At 64.8% G+C, this 20316-nt stretch carries 18 protein-coding genes; 15 read left to right on the top strand and 3 right to left on the bottom strand.

Going from position 1 to position 20316, the window contains the following annotated elements:
- Positions 1-611 precede the first annotated feature (611 nt).
- The 6 genes from ACP59X_RS01105 (at position 612) to ACP59X_RS01130 (ending at position 8482) form a co-directional block, all read left to right on the top strand.
- Positions 612-2165, top strand: a complete 1554-nt coding sequence (locus ACP59X_RS01105; RefSeq protein WP_428563809.1) for an arylsulfatase — start codon at positions 612-614, stop codon at positions 2163-2165.
- A 160-nt stretch (positions 2166-2325) separates the two neighbouring features.
- Complete coding sequence (locus ACP59X_RS01110) at positions 2326-3291, top strand: AAA family ATPase (RefSeq protein WP_428563812.1); 966 nt, start codon at positions 2326-2328, stop codon at positions 3289-3291.
- 20 nt (positions 3292-3311) lie between these two features.
- Positions 3312-4295, top strand: coding sequence for a DUF58 domain-containing protein (locus ACP59X_RS01115; protein WP_428563815.1), 984 nt, complete (start codon positions 3312-3314; stop codon positions 4293-4295).
- A 180-nt stretch (positions 4296-4475) separates the two neighbouring features.
- Positions 4476-5081: a DUF4381 domain-containing protein gene (locus tag ACP59X_RS01120; RefSeq protein WP_428563818.1), complete on the top strand. Its 606-nt coding sequence runs from the start codon at positions 4476-4478 to the stop codon at positions 5079-5081.
- Positions 5082-5084: 3 nt separating this feature from the next.
- Positions 5085-6062: a VWA domain-containing protein gene (locus tag ACP59X_RS01125; protein ID WP_428563821.1), complete on the top strand. Its 978-nt coding sequence runs from the start codon at positions 5085-5087 to the stop codon at positions 6060-6062.
- Between the two features lie 188 nt (positions 6063-6250).
- A complete protein-coding gene (locus ACP59X_RS01130; protein ID WP_428563824.1) occupies positions 6251-8482 on the top strand; it encodes a BatD family protein in 2232 nt (743 codons plus the stop codon).
- A gap of 177 nt (positions 8483-8659) precedes the next feature.
- Here the strand turns inward: ACP59X_RS01130 and ACP59X_RS01135 are convergent, their stop codons facing one another.
- Entirely contained in the window at positions 8660-8995 is a 336-nt protein-coding gene (locus tag ACP59X_RS01135; protein ID WP_428563827.1) for a hypothetical protein, read from the bottom strand.
- Between the two features lie 20 nt (positions 8996-9015).
- Positions 9016-9522 carry an AAA-type ATPase lid domain-containing protein gene (locus ACP59X_RS01140; RefSeq protein WP_428563830.1) on the bottom strand — a complete coding sequence of 169 codons (507 nt, stop codon included), beginning with the start codon at positions 9520-9522 and terminating at the stop codon, positions 9016-9018.
- A gap of 128 nt (positions 9523-9650) precedes the next feature.
- On the opposite strand from ACP59X_RS01140, the gene ACP59X_RS01145 reads away from it, so the two are divergent.
- The 9 genes from ACP59X_RS01145 (at position 9651) to ACP59X_RS01185 (ending at position 18851) form a co-directional block, all read left to right on the top strand.
- A complete protein-coding gene (locus tag ACP59X_RS01145) occupies positions 9651-10163 on the top strand; it encodes a hypothetical protein (RefSeq protein ID WP_428563833.1) in 513 nt (170 codons plus the stop codon).
- A 17-nt stretch (positions 10164-10180) separates the two neighbouring features.
- Positions 10181-10423, top strand: coding sequence for a hypothetical protein (locus ACP59X_RS01150; protein WP_428563836.1), 243 nt, complete (start codon positions 10181-10183; stop codon positions 10421-10423).
- 29 nt (positions 10424-10452) lie between these two features.
- The gene (locus ACP59X_RS01155; protein WP_428563839.1) at positions 10453-12465 is read left to right on the top strand and encodes a methyl-accepting chemotaxis protein; all 2013 of its coding nucleotides are present in this window, start codon (positions 10453-10455) and stop codon (positions 12463-12465) included.
- Between the two features lie 275 nt (positions 12466-12740).
- A complete protein-coding gene (locus ACP59X_RS01160; RefSeq protein WP_428563842.1) occupies positions 12741-14024 on the top strand; it encodes an MBL fold metallo-hydrolase in 1284 nt (427 codons plus the stop codon).
- Positions 14025-14279: 255 nt separating this feature from the next.
- Positions 14280-15461: an ABC transporter substrate-binding protein gene (locus ACP59X_RS01165; protein WP_428563845.1), complete on the top strand. Its 1182-nt coding sequence runs from the start codon at positions 14280-14282 to the stop codon at positions 15459-15461.
- Between the two features lie 63 nt (positions 15462-15524).
- Positions 15525-16475, top strand: coding sequence for a branched-chain amino acid ABC transporter permease (locus ACP59X_RS01170; RefSeq protein WP_428563848.1), 951 nt, complete (start codon positions 15525-15527; stop codon positions 16473-16475).
- Positions 16476-16478: 3 nt separating this feature from the next.
- Entirely contained in the window at positions 16479-17381 is a 903-nt protein-coding gene (locus tag ACP59X_RS01175) for a branched-chain amino acid ABC transporter permease (RefSeq protein WP_428563852.1), read from the top strand.
- Complete coding sequence (locus ACP59X_RS01180; RefSeq protein WP_428563855.1) at positions 17378-18157, top strand: ABC transporter ATP-binding protein; 780 nt, start codon at positions 17378-17380, stop codon at positions 18155-18157. The genes ACP59X_RS01175 and ACP59X_RS01180 overlap by 4 nt, the downstream gene beginning before the upstream one ends.
- Positions 18144-18851 carry an ABC transporter ATP-binding protein gene (locus ACP59X_RS01185; RefSeq protein WP_428563858.1) on the top strand — a complete coding sequence of 236 codons (708 nt, stop codon included), beginning with the start codon at positions 18144-18146 and terminating at the stop codon, positions 18849-18851. Before ACP59X_RS01180 ends, ACP59X_RS01185 begins: the two co-directional genes overlap by 14 nt.
- 183 nt (positions 18852-19034) lie before the next feature.
- On the opposite strand, the gene ACP59X_RS01190 is transcribed toward ACP59X_RS01185, so the two are convergent.
- Positions 19035-20132: a transposase gene (locus ACP59X_RS01190; protein WP_428559722.1), complete on the bottom strand. Its 1098-nt coding sequence runs from the start codon at positions 20130-20132 to the stop codon at positions 19035-19037.
- Between the last annotated feature and the right edge of the window lie 184 nt (positions 20133-20316).

Raw genomic sequence — 20316 nt, forward strand, 5'->3', positions numbered from 1 at the left:
GGACCCGTGCCGAACAATCCGGGGAATACGGGCTGACGGCGTCCCTGGCCGAAGGCGGTGGCTCCAGGGTGGAGCGCCTCGATCTGTTCCATGGGCTTTGGCGTATTGCCCCTCGTGACGTGCGTCGACATGCCGCCAAAGAGCGGCCTCGTGACCGCTCGGGCCTGCAAAGCCCCAAGAGGCCGCCCCTCCCGCAGGCCGCAGGTACGGTGTTCCTCTCCCGGTCGCAGGGCCGCTCCTGTTGGTGGGTGTATAACCAAAGATTATCAAGCCGAAAATAAAATCGCATTGGACAGATGGCGATCGGTTTCCTATGTGTGGCAAATAAGGGCCGGCCTGTTGTCATGCTGGCAAGGGTGCTCCCCGCAGGCGCTAAAAAAAGAGTTGTCTTGTTTGCCGAAATATGGGCACTGTCCATTCAGTGAGAGAGAGGCAGAGCAATTCCGCGCGAGAGAGGCAGAGCGATTCCGCGGCACACCGGCATGTTCCGTTGTATTGCCGAAAAACCGTACGCCGAGGCAATCGGGTCGATGGTGTGTGCGACATGACCGCGCAACAATGAGACACGGGGGGACATGATGCGAAAATGGAAGTGTACCCTAGCGTTCGCCATGGCCATTTTACTGGCCCTCGTGGCGGCAACGGCCCTGGCCCAAACGGAAAAGCCCAAGGTTCAAGCGGAAAAACCCAATATCGTGGTTATCTTCGGCGACGACATCGGCATCACCGACATCAGCGCCTATTCCCAGGGGCTGCTGGGTTTCCGGACGCCCAACATCGACCGGCTGGCCCATGAAGGGCTGCTTTTTACCGATTACTATGCCGAACAGAGCTGCACCGCCGGCCGCTCGACCTTCATCACCGGCCAGAGCGTGGCGCGCACGGGGCTGTCCAAGGTCGGCATGCCGGGCGCTCCCCAAGGCTTGCAGGATGCGACCATCACCATGGCCCAGGTGTTTAAAAACCTCGGCTACGCCACGGCCCAGTTCGGCAAGAACCACCTGGGCGACCGGGACGAGATGCTGCCGACCAACCACGGCTTCGACGAGTTCTACGGCAACCTCTACCACCTCAATGCCGAAGAAGAGCCGGAACTGCCCGATTATCCGAAAAACCCCGAGTTCAAGAAAAAATACGGCCCCCGTGGCGTGCTCCACTCCTTTGCCGACGGCCGCATCGAGGACACCGGCCCCCTGACCAAGAAGCGGATGGAGACCATCGACGACGACATCCAGGCCCGCTCCCAGGATTTCATCGAACGCCAGGTCAAGGCCAAGAAGCCGTTTTTCCTGTGGACGTGCTACACCCACATGCACCTGCGCACCCATGCCAAGCCGTCAAGCGTCGGCCAGGCGGGCGAGAACCAGGGCATCTATGACGACGTCATGATCGACCACGACAAGAACGTGGGCGCCATCCTGGACACCATCGACAAGCTGGGCATCGCCGACAACACCATCGTCATCTACACCACGGACAACGGCCCGCACATGAACACCTGGCCCGACGCCGCCATGACGCCGTTCCGCAACGAGAAGGACTCCGGCTGGGAAGGCGGGTTTAGGGTTCCGGCCCTGGTTCGCTGGCCCGGGCACATCAAGGCGGGGCAGGTCTCCAACGAGATCGTTTCCGGCCTGGACTGGTTCCCCACCCTGGTCGCGGCGGCCGGTGACCCCAACATCGCCGACGAACTCAAGAAGGGCTACAGCGCGGCCGGGCGCACCTTCAAGAACTACCTGGACGGCTACAACCAGCTTCCCTACCTGACCGGCCAGGAAGACAAGAGCCGGCGCAAGATCCTTTGGTACTTCTCCGACGACCTCGACCTGCTGGCCTTGCGCTACGGAAACTATAAAATCCACTTCATGGTCCAGGACTCCCCCGGCACCCTGGACATCTGGCAGCGCGAGTTCCGCAACCTGCGCTTCCCGCTCATCATCAACCTGCGGCTCGATCCGTTCGAGCGCGCTCCCATTACGTCCAACACCTATTGGGACTGGACATTTGATCATATCTTCCTGCTCTATCCCCTGCAGGATGTCCTTGGTCAATTCATGGACACCTTTAAGGAGTATCCTCCGGTGCAACTGCCCGGAAGCTTCACCATTGACGGCGTAAAAAAAGCGCTGTTCCAACTCGAGAAGATGACGAACGGCGGACATTAGTCCGAAGCGACAGCCCGAAAAGCCCTCGCGGCGCGGCCACGAGGGCTTTTCGGGAACGGCAAGATGCGCTGCGGATGCCGTTCGCTCACGGTTGCAACAGCATGATGTCCGGGGCTGGATTGCCGAACGCAAGGCGCAGGTACGCGCTCAGGAAAACAGCATGTCTACACTGGATACGATAAAAGAACTGCAAACGCGAATGGAGCAATCCATCATCGGCCAGAAAGAGGTCGTCGAGCGGTTGATCGTTTGCCTTTTGGCCGACGGCAACCTGCTGCTCGAAGGCTTGCCCGGGCTGGCCAAGACCAGGGCGGTCAAAAGCCTGGCCGCCAATTTGGCCGTCCAATTTTCCCGCATCCAGTTCACCCCGGACCTGCTGCCGTCGGACATCACCGGCACGGAGATGTATTACGCCTCCGGCGGCAAGGATGTGTTCGCTTTCCAGGCCGGCCCCATCTTCTCCAACCTGGTCCTGGCCGACGAAATCAACCGGGCCCCGGCCAAGGTGCAGTCCGCCCTGCTGGAGGCCATGGAAGAGCGGCAGGTGACGGTGGCCGGCAAGACCCATAAGCTGGAAAAATTCTTCATGGTCCTGGCCACCCAGAACCCCATCGAGCAGGAAGGCACCTATCCCCTGCCCGAAGCCCAGATGGACCGGTTCCTCATGCATGTCCGGATCGGCTACCCGGCCGATGCCGACGAGCTGGAAATCATCCGCCTGGTGCGCGGCGAACAGGGGGCGCAGCCCGCGCCCACGAAAGACGCCATCGCCCAGGAAACCGTCTTCGCCGCCCGCGACGCAATCCGCGCCGTCTATTCCTCGCAGGCCATCGACCGCTATATCGTCGCGCTTATCAGCGCCACCCGCCACCCCGAGAAATACGACAAGCAGCTGGCCGGCTGGCTGGAAGTCGGGGCCAGCCCCCGGGGCAGCCTGGCCCTGGACAAGTGCTCCCGGGTGCAGGCCTGGCTGGGCGGCCGGGACCATGTCGTGCCGGATGACGTGCGGGCCGTGGTCCATGACTGCCTGCGCCACCGCTTGATTCTCAGCTACGACGCCAACGCCGCCGGGGTGAGCGCCGATGCGGTCATCGACGCCATCGTCAAGCAGGTGGCCGTGGCCTGACGGCGGCCGGGAAGGGCAATATGCGCTCCAAGCACGGCGAAAATAGCCCCGGTGTCTACGTGACCTTGGAGGAGTTGATCCGCCTCCAGCACAAGGCGGCCGGGTTCAGCTTCCTTCCCAGGCAGCCGGTGCACAGCCTGCTTGCCGGCCGGCACGCCTCGCGGCTGCGCGGCCGGGGGCTCGATTTCGAGGAACTGCGGCAATACCGCCCCGGGGACGACATCCGCGCCATGGACTGGAAGGCGACCCGGCGCACCGGGGAGCCCCAGGTCCGGGTCTATGCCGAGGACCGGGAGCGGCCGGTCCTGCTCGTGGTGGACCAGCGCCTGTCCATGTTTTTCGGCTCGCGGGTCAACATGAAGTCGGTTACGGCCGCCCAGGCCGCCGCCCTGGCCGCCTGGCGGGTGGTGGCCGCCGGCGACCGCGTGGGCGCGGTCCTTTTTGACGACAGCGACATCCGGGTGGTGCGGTGCCAGCGGTCGAAAAAAACCGTGATGCGGATCCTCCAGATCCTCGTGGAGCAAAACAACCGGCTTGGCGTCGACCGGGGCATCGTCCCCGCGCCGAACATGCTCGACCAGGCCCTTGAGCGGGCCGTGTCCCTGGCCGGGCATGATTTCCTTGTCTGCGTCATCAGCGATTTTTTCGGCCTGGGCGAGGCCACCCTGCGCCTGGCGACGACGCTGACCCGTCACAACGACCTGCTCCTGGCGCCGGTGTACGATCCCCTGGCCCGGAAACTGCCGGAAAAGGGCTTTCTGGTCATAAGCGACGGCACAAGCCAGATCCGCCTCGACGGCCACAACCGGCAATTGCGCAAACGCTTCCCGGAATTCCTCCAGGGGCGCCTGGGCACCCTGTCCGACGCGCTGCACCGGCTGGGCGTCCCGGTGCTGCCCTTAAACACGGTGGGCGACGTGGCCGAACAGGTACGGGCCACCCTCGGGTTTGTTCCGGGCAAGCCGGCCCCGGCCGTGGCGGTACCCGTGGAAGGGTCCCGCTGAGTCGGGCCGGCTGGCCCTGCGCGCGGCGGAGTGTCCCATAGGGTCAGGAGCGGACGCCTCCGGCAGCCAAAGGGCGTTGCCCCTTGGAATCCCAAGAGGCTTTTGGGTTGTGGCCCCAGGCGAGTGATGCAGGCTTGCGAAGAGGGAATTGTGCCGTGATCTCGGATGGGTAACGACTAGATGCCAAGTTCCATCGATTTGCAAAACCTGCACGACATCGTCGTGCCAACGCCTGTGCCATGGTTGCCGCCGGCCCCTGGCTGGTATGCGCTGGGGCTGACGGCGCTGCTTTTCCTGGTCTGGGGCGGGGTGGTCGCGTATCGGCGCTGGCGGCGCAATGCCTACCGGCGACAGGCCTTGGCCGAGTTGGCGGGGCTCACAAGCGGCCTGGCCACGGACACGGCCGCCCACCTCCTGCTGCCGCGCTTGTCCGAACTTCTCAAACGCACGGCCCTGGCCGCCTATGGCCGCGCCCAGGCCGCCTCGTTGAGCGGCCAACCGTGGCTCGATTTTCTGGACAGCCGCTACGGCCGGCCGCTTTTCGCCGGGGAAAACGGCCGGCTGCTGTTGCTGGGTCCGTACGCTCCCGAAACACAGCTTGCGGGCATCAGCCCGGCCCAGGTCCGCAACCTGTGCCAGGCGGTGCGGGCCTGGCTGGCCGGCCACCGCGCAGTTGGGGAAACGTCCCCGCAACCGCCCGAACCGGCCCGCGTCCTGGGCCATCCCCGTCCGGGCGGCGGGGCGTCCCCTGTCGCAACCGTTGCGGTACCCGAGGATGCGGCCTGATCCATGTTTATCTTCGCCAACATCTGGCTGTTTGTCCTCTTGCCCCTGCCGCTGGTGTTTCGGCGGCTCGCCCGTCCCTATAGGGAAGAGCGGCCGGCGGTGCTGGTGCCGTTTTTCGATGAACTGGCCGCGCTGTCCGGCCAGTCGCCGGGGGATGGGGCCGTGGTGCGCGCCCAGCCGCTTGCGCGCCAGATCGTGGCCGGGCTGTGCTGGGTCCTGCTGGTCGCCGCCATGGCCAGGCCCCAGTGGGTCGAGCCGCCCGTCGTCAAGGAGGTTCCCTCCCGGGACGTGCTCCTTGGCGTGGACCTGTCCAGTTCCATGGACACCGAGGACTTCACCACCGCCGACGGCACAAAAAGCAGCCGGCTGGACGCGGTCAAGGGGGTGCTCGACGACTTTCTCAAACGGCGCAAGGGCGACCGGGTGGGCCTGATCTTTTTCGGCACGGCCCCCTTCATCCAGGCCCCGTTCACCGAGGACCTCGAGACCTGCCGGGAACTCATGCGCGAGGCCCAGGTGGGCATGGCCGGCCCCAAAACGGCCATCGGCGACGCCATCGGCCTGGCCATCACCATGTTCAAGGACAGCACGGTCAAGGACAAGCTCCTGATCCTGCTCACCGACGGCAACGACAGCAGTTCCAAGCTGGAGCCCCAAAAGGCCGCCGCCATCGCCAAGGACGACGGCATCGTCATCGACACCGTGGCCGTGGGCGACCCGACGGCCGTGGGCGAACAAAAGCTGGACGTCAAAACCCTCCAGGGCGTGGCCGCGGCCACGGGCGGCGCGTATTACTGGGCCGGCGACGGCCCGGGCCTGGAGAAGATCTACACGCAAATCGACGCCTTGAGCACGCATCAGATCGAGACCATCCGTTATCGGCCCAAGGTGGACCTGTACGACTGGCCCCTGGCGGCGGTGCTGGTGCTGAGCATGCTGCTGCTTGCCGGGCGGATCGTGCGGACGCGGGGGGCGGCCTGATGGAGGTGCTTCGCCATTTTCATTTCCTGCGCCCCTGGCTGTTGCTGCTGTTTGTCCCGGCCGCCGGGCTCATCGGGTATTCCCTGCGAAGGGACAGCCGGTGCGGCATGCAGGCCCTTATTGCCAAGCATCTGCTGGCGCATTTGCTCCTCGGCGCGGGCCGGCGGCAGCAGCGCTCCCCGGTCCTGTTGCTGGCCGCCTTCTGGGCCATCGGCATCCTGGCCGTGTCCGGCCCGACCTGGAAAAGGGAACCCACGCCGTTTACCCAGGATGCCGCCGCCCTGGTGATCGTCCTCAAGGTCACGCCCACGATGCTGGCCAAGGATATCCAGCCCTCCCGCCTCGTGCGGGCGACGCAGAAAATCCATGACCTGCTCAAGCTGCGCCCCGGCGCCAAGGCCGCGCTTGTTGCCTACGCCGGCTCGAGCCACCTGGTCATGCCCTTTACCGTCGACCCCAACATCATCGACATGTTCAGCCAGGCGCTTGACCCGGACGTCATGCCGGGTGCCGGGGACGACCCGCTGGCGGCGCTGACCCAGGCCGCCGCGCTGTTTCAAAAGGCGGGCCTCGGCGGCTCGATCCTGCTCGTGGCCGATTCCCTGCCGCCGTCGCAACTGGCCAAAATGGGGCAAGTGCGCCGCGACACGGGCATTGCGGTGCACTTCTACGCCATGGCCGCGCCCAAGGGCGTGCGCGTCCCGGCGGACAGTCCGCCGGCCCCGCCGCTTAACCCCGAGGCCTGGAAACAGGCCGCCGCCACGGTCGGGGCCGATCTGACGGTCGTGACCGTTGATGACGCGGATGTCGCGGAGCTGGCGCGGCGCATACCTGCCGCCGGACAAGATCGTTTTCGACAAGCAGGCGGCCAACGCGCCCCAGGACCAGAAGGAGACGGTGGCCGGCGGCCAGCAGCGGCTTTCGGATGCGGAACTGCGCGCCATGTGGCTGCGCCAGGTGCAGACCCGGCCGGCGGATTTCCTGCGGGCCAAATTCGCCTACCAGGCGACGCAGCAAGAACCGGGGAGTCAGGAACGGGAGGGGAAACAATGAGCCGGCGCATCGCCCTCCTTGGCCTGTTCCTGGTGGCCGCCGTGCTGGCGGCGACGCGCCAGTGCCCCGCGGCCGGCCAGCCGGTCCTGTTGCAAAGCGAATTGCGGCAACCGGACAAGATCTGGGTCGGCCAGCGGCTGGACCTGCTTGTCACCCTGTTGACGACCAGTTCCTTTGCCGGGGTGCCGCGCTTCGATCTGCCCAAGGATGCCGGGCTGGCGATCATGGCGGACGATGCCCAGCCGATCCTGGGCACCACGACCATCGACGGCGTCGCCTACATGTCCAAGCAGTACGACATTTCCCTTTTTCCCCTGCGCTCCGGCACGCTCACCCTGCCCGCCTTCGCGGTGGAATTCGGGTACCTTGGGGACGCGGGACAGGAAGTGGACACAAGCCTGACCACCACGGCCGCGCCAATCACGGTCCTCGACGTGCCCGGCGCCGACCCGAAACTCCCGTTCGTGACCGCAACGGACCTGAACATCGCCGACCAATGGGACCCCAATCCGGGCAAGGCGGCGGTGGGGGATGCCTTTACCCGGACCATCACCATGCGGGCAACGGGGCTGCCCGGCCTGGCGCTGCCCCCCTTGCGGCTGCCGTCGAGCGACGGCCTGGCCGTGTATGCCCGACAGCCGCGGGTCGCAACCGACACCGCACGCGGGGATTACATCGGCAAACGCGTGGAGGTGTTCTCTTTGGTGTGCCAGAAGGCCGGGACGTATACCCTGCCGGAAATGCGGATCCAGTGGTGGAACCCGGCCACGGCGGCCCTGCGGCAGGTGAAACTGCCTCCCGTCACGCTCCAGGTGGCCCCGAACCCGTTGCTGGATGCGGGCGCCCCCCCGGGCGTTGCCGGCGGTCACGGCAGGGCTTCCGCGTGGTGGTGGGCCGCCGCGGCCGTGTTTTTCGTCGGGGCGGGGACCGGGGGAGTGTGGCTGCTGCGCAACAGGCACAGGCCCCGGGCACGGGCCGACGCAGCAACGGAGAAAGCGCTTTTTCGACAATTCCAGCGGGCCGCCGCTTCCCAGAACGCGCCGGAAAGCATGCGGGCCTTGACCCGGTGGTTCGATGCGGCAGACCCTTCGCAGGGCATGGGCGGCCTCTCGGAATGCATCGACGTGTTTGGCGACCCGGAACTCCAGCGGCAGTTTGCCGCCCTGGAAGCCTGCCTCTACGGCAAGGAAAAAGTGCCTTGGTCAGGCGATGCCCTCGCCAGGCGGGTCGCGGCCATGCGCAAGGCATTGCGCCGCCGCCGGTTGGCCCCTCGTGGGCAAGGGCAGGCACTCGGACCGCTCAATCCTTCGTTTTTTGGGGGTGCCGTGCGCCTTCCGGGGACAATGCCGCCTGTTGCCGCGCTGTGACAGCCACGCACCGGCGCGGGCACGAAACCGCGTTGCCCACGGGCCAATGGCGCCCAGCCCATCGCCGGAAAAGGGCCGCGCCCTGTCTGGGGGACCGCAATGCCGTGCCGCCGGACCGTTGCCGTTCCCCGGCCATTCCCCCGCGCCGCCGGCCTGCCCAAGCAAACGCGACCCCCGCTATGTTGGGGTGCTGCAAGGCTTGTCCGTGATTTTATCGCGCAAGTTCATGGCTGCACCCAGCAAGGCCTTGCCGCTGCAAAACGTATTGGCCTCGATGCTTTTTGCCTCTTGCACCAAGGCCACTAACCCCAGGGCATTGAGGTTGCTTTTGAGCCGATGGGCGCACTTGGTTGGAGCGGCTTTTTCCCCGGAAGAAATGGCTGACAGGAGTTGCTGGCAATTGAGCAGGATTTCACGGGTGGCCTTTTCCAGGAGCCGTGCCCTTGTCTCTTCGGGAAAGTTGTATGTCTCCAAGAGAAACGTATTTGCGGCTTGTTTGACATCCTTGCGCATTTCCTCTTCTCCCTTGGTCTTCAGCCTGTGCGCCCGGTCCCTGGTTTGATGTTGTATTTCTTGAGGGTGGCGTAAAAGTGCTGGTGGCTCAAGGCGGCATGCCGGCAGGCCAATCCGATATCGCCGGAGGCGTGGCGCAACAGTTCGATGAAATACTTTTTGGCCGCAGCCTCTATCGCCGCATTCCGTTCTTCCTTCCAGGTGCGCAAGGGCTCCTGTTCCTCGGAAGCCCTGCCGACCTGGGCCTGGGGATGCCGGGACGTTACGGCGCGCCGCGCCAATTGTTGGCGTATGTGACTGGGCAAGTACTTGGGATAGAGCGTCTTTGTCCCTTCGCAACTGATCACCGCCGTCTCCAAGGCGTTGGTCAGCTCGCGCACGTTCCCTGGCCAATCGTAACAGGCCAGGGCCTCCAGGAATTCCGCCGAGGCGACGGGGGGCGGGCCTTTGCGGCGGCCCAGGATGAAGTCCGTGAGCAGCGGGATGTCGGACAGGCGTTCCCGCAAGGCAGGGAGCCGGATTTCCACGATGTTGAGGCGGTAAAGCAGGTCGCTGCGGAATTCCCGGCGACCGGCAGCCCTTTTCCCCGCGATCCCTGCAAACGCGCATCCAGGGCATCCGCGACTGCGAGTTGGCCGAGGGCAGCGGGTTCGCCTTGGCGCGCAACATCCAAGACGCCCCGCGCTTCACCCCGACGCCGGCTTTTGTCCTGTGTACCGGGCATGATGCCGAAACCCTCAAGCAGCTTCCCGCCTACGGCCCGAGCCTGTTTGCCGCGTTCCTGCAAAAGCCCGTGGGAATGCCGGTTTTGCGGCAGGTGCTCACGGCCGTCCTGGAGCGGCAGGGGGCCAGGGCTGCCGCGCTGGCGTTCGCCTCCGACAAGGAGCGGGCGCTGGCGGCGGGCATGGACGATTTTTTGACCAAGCCGTTCGCCATCAGACAGTTGTACGCCACCCTGCGCCAACACCTGGCGCGGGGCGTCACGCAGCGGCAACGTTTCGGCCGTACACCCGATGACTGGATTGCGGCCCACACGGAGGTGCCGGGGCTTCGCATTGACGAGGGGCTGGCCCATGCCGAGGGGATATCGCCCTGTACAGGGGCCGGCTGCCGCAATTCATACGGACGTAGCGCGGCCTGGCAACAGCGATCCATCGGGCCGTTTTAGCGGGGGAGTTTGGGGACGTGCACGGCCTGTTGCAGTCGCTGTCGGACCAGGCCCGCGCTGTCGGCGCGCGCGTGATCGAAACGCTGGCCGAGTCCCTCCGGCAGGCGCTGCAAGCCGCATCCCCGCGCGAATTCCTCATCCATCTCGCGACCCTGCTGGAGGCCGCCATGCAGCAACTGGAAGCCGCGCTCTCCCAAGGCGCACCCGCGTCGCGCGAGGCCGGGGCGACCGACCCTGCGGGCAACCAGGCGGCTTCGTAAAAGACAAACCGTTTTGAAAAGGAGGCAGCATGCGCAATATCTCGCTCAAATCGTTTTTCCTCCTCATGTCCATCAGCCTGACGGCCGCCCTGGTGCTCAACATGGCTATCGCGTATCGGGCGGGCAGCCTGGCCACCAGCCAGTTCTACACGGTCAAGGAGCGCGATATCCCGGCATTGGTGCGCCTGCACGAGTTATGGGCCCATGGCCTGCAAACGGAGCAGGCCACACGCAACATCATCCTCAACCCGGCCGACCAGAAAGCCTGGGAGAATTACGCCGCGGCCGACGCGGATTTCCGGGCCTCGCTGGAGGCGTTGCGGCAGGTGGACCCGCAGTTCGGGCCCTTGGCCAACAGCCTGGGGGCCCTGTGGGACAAGGCCCACAGGCTGCGGGCAATGGCTCAGGAACGCGGCAGGGAAGGCAAGGTGGCCGAGGCGACCCAGCTCATCAACAAGGAGGAAACGCCGCTGTGGCGCGAGGTCAAGGCCGGGGTCAAGGACGCCATCGCCACGGAATCGGCCAGGATTGCGCAAGGCATCCTCGTCAAGGGCGCGGCGGTGGACGCCTCGCGCCAGTTGTCCCTGACGGCGGCCGGGGTGGTGCTCGTGCTGGCCAATGCGCTGCTGCTGCTCATCTGGCGCCGCGTCGGCCGGCCCACCCGGGAAGTCGGTGCCTACGTCCAGGCCGTCAGCCAGGGCGAGTATGGCCGCCGCCTCGACGTGAAGGACTATGCCGCCGAATTCGCGGACATGGCTGGACGCGTCGCGCACATGACGGAGACGCTCAAGGAAAAACTCGGGTTGGCCCAGGGCGTGCTCCAAGGGATCGCGACGCCCTTCGCCATCATCGGCGTCGACGGGACGTTGCAATCCTTGACGCCGGCCACCCTCCAGGCTTTCGGCCGCAGCGGCGCGGTGGCGGACTACCTCGGCAAGCCCATCAGCGAATTCGCCTACCGCGACCGGACCCGGGAAAGCCGCGTCATGGAGGTCATGCGCACAGGCATCCCCTCTTCCCGGCAATTCGAGGTGCCGGCCGACGACGGCGGCACCCGGGTGCTGGTGAGCAACCTCTCGCCGATCAAGGACCTCGGCGGCGCCATGCTCGGCGTGGCCGCCTCCTACCTGGACATCACCGAGGCGACGCAACGCGAACGGGTGATCACGGCCCAAAACGAATTGTTGGCCAATGCCGCCAACAGTTCCGATACGGTTTCGGAAACCGTGCTGTCCCAGGTCCAGGACTTGTCGGCCTGTATCGAGCAGGCACACACGGGCGCCGCCCAGCAGGCCGGCTTGGTCGGCGAAGCCGCCACGGCCATGGAGCAAATGAACGCCACGGTCCTCGAAGTCGCGGGCAACGCTTCCAGGGCCGCGGAAACGGCGGAACAGGCCAAACAGCAGGCCCAAAACGGCGCCGAAGTCGTGTTGCGGGTCGTAGACGGCATTGCCCAGGTGCAGCAGCAGTCCCTTCGCCTCAAAACGGCCATGTCCGAATTGGAGCAGCAGACGAAGGGCATCGGGCAAATCATGAACATGATTTCCGACATCGCGGACCAGACCAACCTGCTCGCCCTCAATGCCGCCATCGAAGCGGCCAGGGCCGGCGAAGCGGGGCGGGGCTTTGCCGTCGTCGCCGACGAGGTGCGCAAATTGGCCGAAAAGACCATGCACGCGACGCATGAGGTTGAGGAAGTCATTCGGGGCATCCGGGAAGGGGCGCAGCAGAACATCAAGTCCGTGGATACCACCGTGGGCGCCATCGATACCGTAACGGTCCTTTCCCAGTCGGCAGGGACGGCGCTTGGCGATATCGTCTCCCTGATCGGCGATGCCTCTTCGCAGATTCAGGCCATCGCAACAGCCGCCGAAGAGCAGTCCACGGCAAGTGAACAGATTACGAGCAGCATCGAGGTCGTGCATCAAATCTGCACCGAGACATCCGGCGCCATGCAGAAATCCTCCTGTTCCGTGACCTCGCTTTCGGACCAGGCCAATCACTTGAAAAAACTCATCGGCGACATGCGGCAAACGGCGTGATGGCCGCCCGGGCGGAAACCGCGCCCAAAAGGCCTCCCGCAAGCCCTTGGATGTCACTACCGCAACGGTGCAAACCGTTGACCAGGCGCCGCGAATCGCGGATGGTCCTTCGTACGGCCTGGGCCGGGCGCGCATCCCCTTCGCCGGGCGTGCCCGGCGCTGGCGGCGGGCCCGCCCGGCGGCGACGCGGCCAGGCTTGTACGGAAACAGGGGTGGCATGTTGTAACGATCGATGAATCCCTTGCAGGGCGCAGGCGCTTGCGGCGGAGGTTGCCATGGTCTCCAGAAAAGGACTCGGACCCAAGATGTTGCGCCGCACCGTGCTCAAGGGAGCCGGCGCCCTGGCGCTGGCCCCGCTGCTCGTGGGCTGTGGCCTCAAACAGGCCTTCGCCGCCCAGCCGGGCGACAAGTCCTTGCTCGGCACAAGCAAATACAATACCCGGCTCGTCCTGCTCGGCACCACCGGCGGCATGACCTGGTGGCCGGGCTCGAACCGGGCCAGCAATTCCCAGGTCCTGCTGGTCGGGGAGGCCATGTACCTCTTCGACCTGGGCGCCGGCGCCTGCGCCCGCCTGGCCGAAGGCTTCAACTGCGGCCATTTCGTCGTCCGCGACGGACAGCGCACCCAACTGGAACTGTCCATGTTCCTGGCCGACATGCGGGCGGTCTTTTTCACCCACCTGCACATGGACCATCTGGGCGACTACCCGACCTTCCTGGAAATCGGCGCCCGGGCCGGCTATGCCCAGAAACAGCCCCTGACCGTCATCGGCCCCGGCGACCGGGGCCGGCTCGACGACAACCGGTCCGGCTACGCCGGCACGGTCATCCAGGCCCGGCAAAGCGACCCGGCCCTGACCACGCCGACCCCCGGCACCAGGCTGATGACGGACCACATCCTGCAAGCCTTCGCCCAGACCTTCAACGACTGCGCCCAGGACGAGGGCTATCCGGACATCCCCAAAAGCATCGTCGTCAAGGAGATCGGCGACCCGGCGGCCCTGCCCTGGCCGCCGGGCTTCGTCATCCCCGATCCGGCCAAGCCCTGGACGGCGGACATCACCTGCCCGGCCATGGAGCCCTTCGAGGTCTACCGGGACGACCGGCTGCGCGTCACGGCCATCCTGGTCGACCACTTCGAGGTCTATCCCGCCTTCGCCTTCCGCTGCGACACCGCCGACGGTTCCGTGGTCATCTCCGGCGACACCGGCCCCGACACCCGGGGCAACCTCCAGAAGCTGGCCAAGGGGGCGGACGTGCTCGTCCACGAAGTCATCGACGATTTCTGGATCAAGGCCTGCTACCAGGGCGTCAAGGAAGGGGACCCGGCCTGGCCGCTGTACCACCATGTCGTCACCGCCCACACGAGCACGGCCGACGTCGGCCGGGTGGCCCAGCTGTGCGGCGTCAAAAAGCTCGTGCTCAGCCACATCGCCCCGGCCAACGCGCCGGTTGCGCGCCTGCGCCTGGCCCAGCGGAATTTTTCCGGCACGCTGGTCGTGGGCGAGGACCTGATGGAAATCGGCCTGGGCAAGCCCCGTGGCCGGTCCAAGGCCTGAGCCTGCCCTCGAAGACGAGGGAGGCGGCCCGGTGGGGCGGCCTCCCTTGGCCTGCCCCGAAGCCTTGCCGGGCCGGCGTCCGGCCGACGCGCCGTTGCATCCCCCAGGGGCAAACGCCGGCCTCCGCCGTGCCCCTGCCTGGAGGGACGCAGGCAATTCCGCCCGAACCTTGACAGGAAAACCCCCGTCGTTCAGGATAACCCTTTTCATGAACAACGTTGTCATTTCGCGCCAAGCGCCTGGCCCGGAGGGACCATGAAACGTCTTGCGACCGCCCTGTTGCTCGTGTTGTGCGGGATCGTCCCGGCCCGGGCGCAAACCGTGGCCGACCCCATCCCCATCGGCATCGCCGTGGCCCAGACCAGCAACATCGCCCTTTTCGGCCAGGAACAGGTCAACGGCGCCAAGGTCGCCGAAGCGCGCATCAACGCCGCTGGCGGCATCAACGGCACGAAGATCGCCCTGGCCTTCCAGGATACCGGCGGCGACGAGGCCGGAGCCGTCAACGCCTTCCAGAACCTCATCAACCGCGACAAGGTCGTGGCCATCATCGGCCCCACCCTGTCCCAGCAGGCCTTCGCCGCCGACCCCCTGGCCAACCAGGCCAAGGTCCCGGTCATCGCCCCGTCCAACACGGCCAAGGGCATCCCCCAGATCGGGCCCTTCGTGTCGCGCGTCTCGGCGCCCATGACGCAAGTCGCCCCCCATTCCCTCAAGCAGGCCCTGCGGCAAAACCCCGGCATCAAGCGGGTGGCCGTGCTCTACGCCCAAAACGACGCCTTCTCGGCCTCCGAGACCGAGGTCTTCCAGCAGGCCGTCAAGGACCTGGGCCTGGAGACCGTCACCGTGCAGAAGTTCCAGACCACGGACACCGATTTCACCACCCAGGTCACCACGGTGCTCGGGGCCAATGTCGACCTGGTGGTCATCTCGGGCCTGGCCGCCGATTCCGGCAACCTGGTCAAGCAGTTGCGCCAGCTCGGCTACAAGGGCCAGATCGTCGGCGGCAACGGCCTCAATTCGCCCAACATGTTCCCGGTGTGCGGCGCCCTTTGCGCCGACACCCTGGTGGCCCAGGCCTACAGCCCGGCCGCCGTGGAGCACAACCCGGTCAACAAGGCCTTTGTCGCGGCCTTCGAGCAGGCCTACAAGAAGGCCCCGGCCCAGTTTTCGGCCCAGGCCTACGCCGCCGTGCAGGTCGTGGCCGAGGCCCTGGCCAAGGTGGAGCGCGACAGCGGCAAGAAGATCACCTCGTTCGAGCTGCCGCAGCTGCGCGAGGCCCTAAACGCCGCCCTGCGCACCGGCCCCACGCTCACCCCCGTGGGCGAGATCGCCATCCTGCCCTCCGGCGAAATCGACCAGAAGGATTTCTACGTCTCCAAAATCGTCATGCAACCCGACGGCACCACGGGCGCCTTCGTCCTGGTCACCGAATAATCCCGAAGGCCTTGGCCCCGGCCGGGAGCAGCCCTTCCGGCCGGGCGAGGCGCTGGGAGCCCCATGGATTTCGCCTGGCTGACCCAAAGCCTCCTCAATGGCCTGAGCATCGGCTCGGTCTATGCCGTCTTCGCCCTGGGTTATACCCTGGTCTTTTCCATCCTCGGCATCATCAATTTCGCCCACGGCGCGGTGTTTACCCTGGGGGCCTACCTCACCTACGCCCTGACCGTGGGCCGTTTCGGCATCAACGGCCTGCTGTCCGGGCTGACCCTGCCGGTGACCCTGCCTTTTTTTCCGGCCCTGATCGTCGGGGCGCTGCTGTCGGGCCTGGCCGGCATGGCCGTGGAGCAGCTGGCCTTTCGGCCGCTGCGCCGGCGCGGGGCCGACCCGCTCCTGGCCCTGGTCAGCAGCCTGGGCGTGGCGCTGATCATCGTCAACTGCATCCAGTACCTGGTCGGCGCCGAGATCTATTCCTTTCCGGCCAACATCTTCGGCAGCCTGCCCATGGCCGTGATCTTTTCCGTGGGCGGCCGGCCCGTGGCCGTGCGCACGGTGCAGGTCATCATCTTCGCCGCCTGCCTGGTCATGTTGCTGGGGCTGTGGTGGGGCATCAACCGCACCCGCACCGGCAAGGCGCTTTTAGCCACGGCCGAAAACGCCGACACGGCCCGGCTGCTCGGCATCGGCGTCAACCATTTCATCCGGGGCACGTTTTTTTTCTCGGGCCTGCTCGGCGGCCTGTCCGGCACGCTCATCGGCGCCTCCTTCGGCCTGGCCGGCCCCTATTTCGGCGTGGCCTACGGCCTCAAGGGCCTGGCCGTCATGGTGCTCGGCGGGCTCGGCAGCATTCCCGGGGCCGTGGTCGGCGGCTTCGTCATCGGCCTGGGCGAGGCGTTTTTGCCGGCGGACTTAAGCGCCAGCAAGGAGGCCGTGGCCTTCGTGCTGTTGTTCGCCATCCTGTTGATCCGCCCCCAGGGGCTGCTCGGCGGCAGCCTGGAACAGAAGGTCTGAGCCATGTCCGGCCTGCTCGAAAACTACGGCTTTCTCCTCGTCACCATCGTCCAGCAGGCGCTGTTGGGCCTGAGCCTCTACCTGCCGCTCATGGCCGGCCAGCTGTCCCTGGCCAGCCTGGGATTCTACTCCCTGGGCGGCTACGTGGCGGCCGTCATGGGCACCCATCCCTGGTTCGCCCCCTGGCGGGACAGCCTGGGCTTTCTCCTGTACCCGGTCGAATGGCTGGCGGCCCTGGCCCTCGGGGTGGTCCTGGGCCTGGCCGTGGGCTATCCGGCCCTGCGGCTGCGCGGCATCTACCTGGCCCTGGCCACCATTGCCTTTGTCCAGGTGGTGGGCGTGGCCGTGCTCAACCTGCCCATCGCCGGCGGGGCCGTGGGCATCTTCGGCATCCCCCAGCCCTTCACCAGCCGGTTGGCCTACCTGTGGTTTTTCGGGCCGCTGTTTGTTGTGGCCATGCTCCTGGTCCATCGCCTGGGCACGGTGGGCCGGGGCCTGTCCCTGTTCGCCATCCGCGAGGACGAGCTGGCCGCCGGGGCCATGGGCGTGGCCACCACCGGCAACAAGGTCATGGCCTTTGTCCTGGGCTGCGCCCTGGCCACGGTCACCGGGGCCATGTCCGCCCCCTTCCTCAACACCTGGAACGCCCGGCAGGGCACCTTCGACGCCTCGGTCACCTGCCTGGCCTACGTGCTCATCGGCGGCTCGCGCTCCATCTGGGGGCCGCTTTGCGGCGCGGCCTTGCTGGTCGGGTTGCCCGAGCTGCTGCGGCCCCTCCAGGACTCGCGCATGATTTTAAACGGCCTGGTGCTGGTCGTGGCCTGCGTCTACCTGCCCCGGGGCGTCATGGGCGCCCTGGGGAGCCTCGGCAGAAAGCTGCGGCCGGCGCGGAGCGGGGCGGCATGAGCGCGCTGCTTGCGGCCAGGGACCTGCGGCGCAGCTTCGGCGGCTTAACCGCCGTGTGCGATGTCTCCCTCGACGTCCGCCCAGGGGAAATCATGGGGCTTATCGGCCCCAACGGCGCCGGCAAGAGCACGCTTTTCAACATGCTCACGGGCCTGACGCGCCCCGATTGCGGCACGGTCACCTTCGACGGCCACGACATCACCCGGGCCAGGCCCGAAGCCATCGCCGGCCTGGGCCTGGCCCGCACCTTCCAGAACATCCGCCTGTTCGAGGGGCTGTCGCTGCTGGACAACGTGCGCGTGGCCGGGCGCGTCAAGGCGCGTTGCGGCCTGTTGCGCGCCCTGGCCGGCACGCCGGGGAGCCGGCGCGAGGAGTGCGCAATCACCGAGCGGGCCATGGAGCTGCTCGCCCTGGTGCGCCTGGCCGACCGGGCCGGCGACCTCGCCGCCTCCCTGCCCTACGGCGACCGCCGGCGCCTGGAAATCGCCCGGGCCCTGGCCCTGTCTCCCCGGCTCCTGCTCCTCGACGAGCCGGCCGCCGGGCTCAACCCGGCCGAGAAGGCCGGCCTGGCCGGTTTTATCCGCGACATCCGGGAGCGCTTCCAGCTGACGGTCTTTCTCATCGAACACAACGTGCCCATGGTCATGGGCCTGTGCGACCGGGTGATGGTGCTGCATTTCGGCCTGACCATCGCCCTGGGCGCGCCCGAGGACGTGCAGCGGGACCCGGACGTGATCGAGGCCTATCTCGGGGGGGTGGGGCATGGCCCTGCTTGAGGTCGCCGGACTGCGCGTGGAGTACGGGGCGGTGGTGGCCGTGCGCGACATCAGCCTGGAAATCGCCCCGGGCGAGATCGTCACGCTCATCGGCGCCAACGGCGCGGGCAAGACCACCATCCTGCGGGCCGTCTCCAGGCTGGTCACGCCGCGCGCCGGCACCATCCGCTTCGACGGCCGCGACGTCACGGCACTGGCGCCCGAGGCGCTGGTGCGCCTGGGCATGGCCCATTGCCCCGAGGGGCGCCAGGTGCTCTCGCGCCTGACCGTGGACGACAACCTGGAGCTCGGGGCCTACGTGCGCCATGACCGCGCCGGCATCGCCGCGGACAAGGCGCGGCTTTTCTCGGTCTTTCCCCGCCTGGCCGAGCGCCGGCGCCAACTGGCCGGCACCCTGTCCGGCGGCGAGCAGCAGATGCTGGCCATGGCCCGCTCGCTCATGAGCCGGCCCCGGCTGCTGCTTCTCGACGAACCCAGCCTGGGGTTGGCGCCGCTGCTGGTGGCGGAAATCTTCGAGATCATCGCCGGGCTCGGGGCCATGGGCACGACCATCCTGCTCGTGGAGCAAAACGCCTTCCAGGCCATGCGGGTGGCGGCGCGCACCTATGTGGTGGAAGCCGGCGCCATCGTCCTGTCCGGCCCGTCGGAGGAGCTCCTCCACGATCCCCGGGTCACCAAGGCCTATCTGGGCTAGTAGTGCGCCCTTAAAAAATACGAGGGTTTTGCAAAAATAATACGAGCTACAGAATTAACACATTCCAACGGGCATGAGTGCTCATTTTTAAACACTAATGTGTTTTAATGCTGTCGTGTTTCTATTTTGCACATAATTCAGAAACGAATATCCTGATTTATGAGTATCAAAATCATATTGTTGCTATACTGTCAACAAACGAATCAATTGATCTGCTGTCAACGCAAGGATGCCAAACATAAGATGAGCAAAGACCTTAGGTCCACCGCGAACCATAAGACTTCTTCCGCCAAAATCATCTTTAAGACGGCTGTTAACACGTTCAGAATTAGTTCTTTCTCTGTATCGAATGCTAGTTGCTGGCTCCATTTCTTTTTTTATTCCATTGCGTCTTTTGTTAAAATCAATAATCGGAACGTGCCCCAATGAACGACTAAAGTCGCGAATTGTTTTGGAATCGTACGCTGAATCCATCAAGTCATAGAGACTTGTTACTCGTTCAGCGGACATTTTTGCCAACGGTATGGCTGCCTGACTATCGTGTAGTGAAGCAGAAGTAAGTATACAACTGATAGGAATTTGACCATCCGCCGAATCAATATGTAATTTATATCCAATCCATCGACGAAAATGCCCCTTACTGCTAGATTTAGCACCGATATCACATGCCATAGGAAGAGTCATTCTGGCTTCGTCGCTAGTCATTTCTATCTGTCGCTCAAGTAGCTTCTTTGTCTTTGGCTTTGTCTTGCTATTAATCGGCCGCCCCCTGCGGCGGCGTTTTTTGGGTTTGGGCGGATTCATTTTTTTAGTTGGTTTTTCTCTGGCGTTAATTTCTGTCGAATCACGACTAATATGCCCAATCAATCGTTCGCTACAATGTAGCCTGACAAGTCTTTCATGGGCATTTTGAGGCAAACCTTTTAAAGAGAATTCTGAAAATGCACGACTAAATACAGATTCATGCGGAATAGTTTTGTGTTCTTCAAAACCGCAAATCCGTCTAAGACTTGGCATCAATTGCAACGCTTCAACGAGAGCCCTTGTGTTAGGAAAATTTAAAACAGCTTTCGCAATAAACGCTCTGGCAATAGCTGCGCGACTATATGATGGCCTACCTCTTCCGAATCGAGGCAAATCCGAAATATGATCTTCTATGCGAACCAACTCAATAATCTCAACGAGTCTTTTCTGCTTATCTGTCAAAGAACCAAACTTTTCTTCTAAACATGGAATCAAAGAACCTTGTATGGCACCGAGGATGCGTGATAGGAGTCTCATGGAAGCTGGCTCGTGTGGTTTTAGTTTAGGTTTGTGGTGAACTCAAACTACCACATAACCAGCTTCCGTTCTACTCCTATCCATACGGTTTTGCAGGATTATTTAGCAAAACCGATTTTTGCAAAACCCTCATACGAGAGTATTTTTTAAGAAAAATTATTATTCCTTGCCGTTGCATTCGAAC

This window comes from Solidesulfovibrio sp. DCME, assembly GCF_049995385.1.
GTDB lineage: Bacteria > Desulfobacterota > Desulfovibrionia > Desulfovibrionales > Desulfovibrionaceae > Solidesulfovibrio.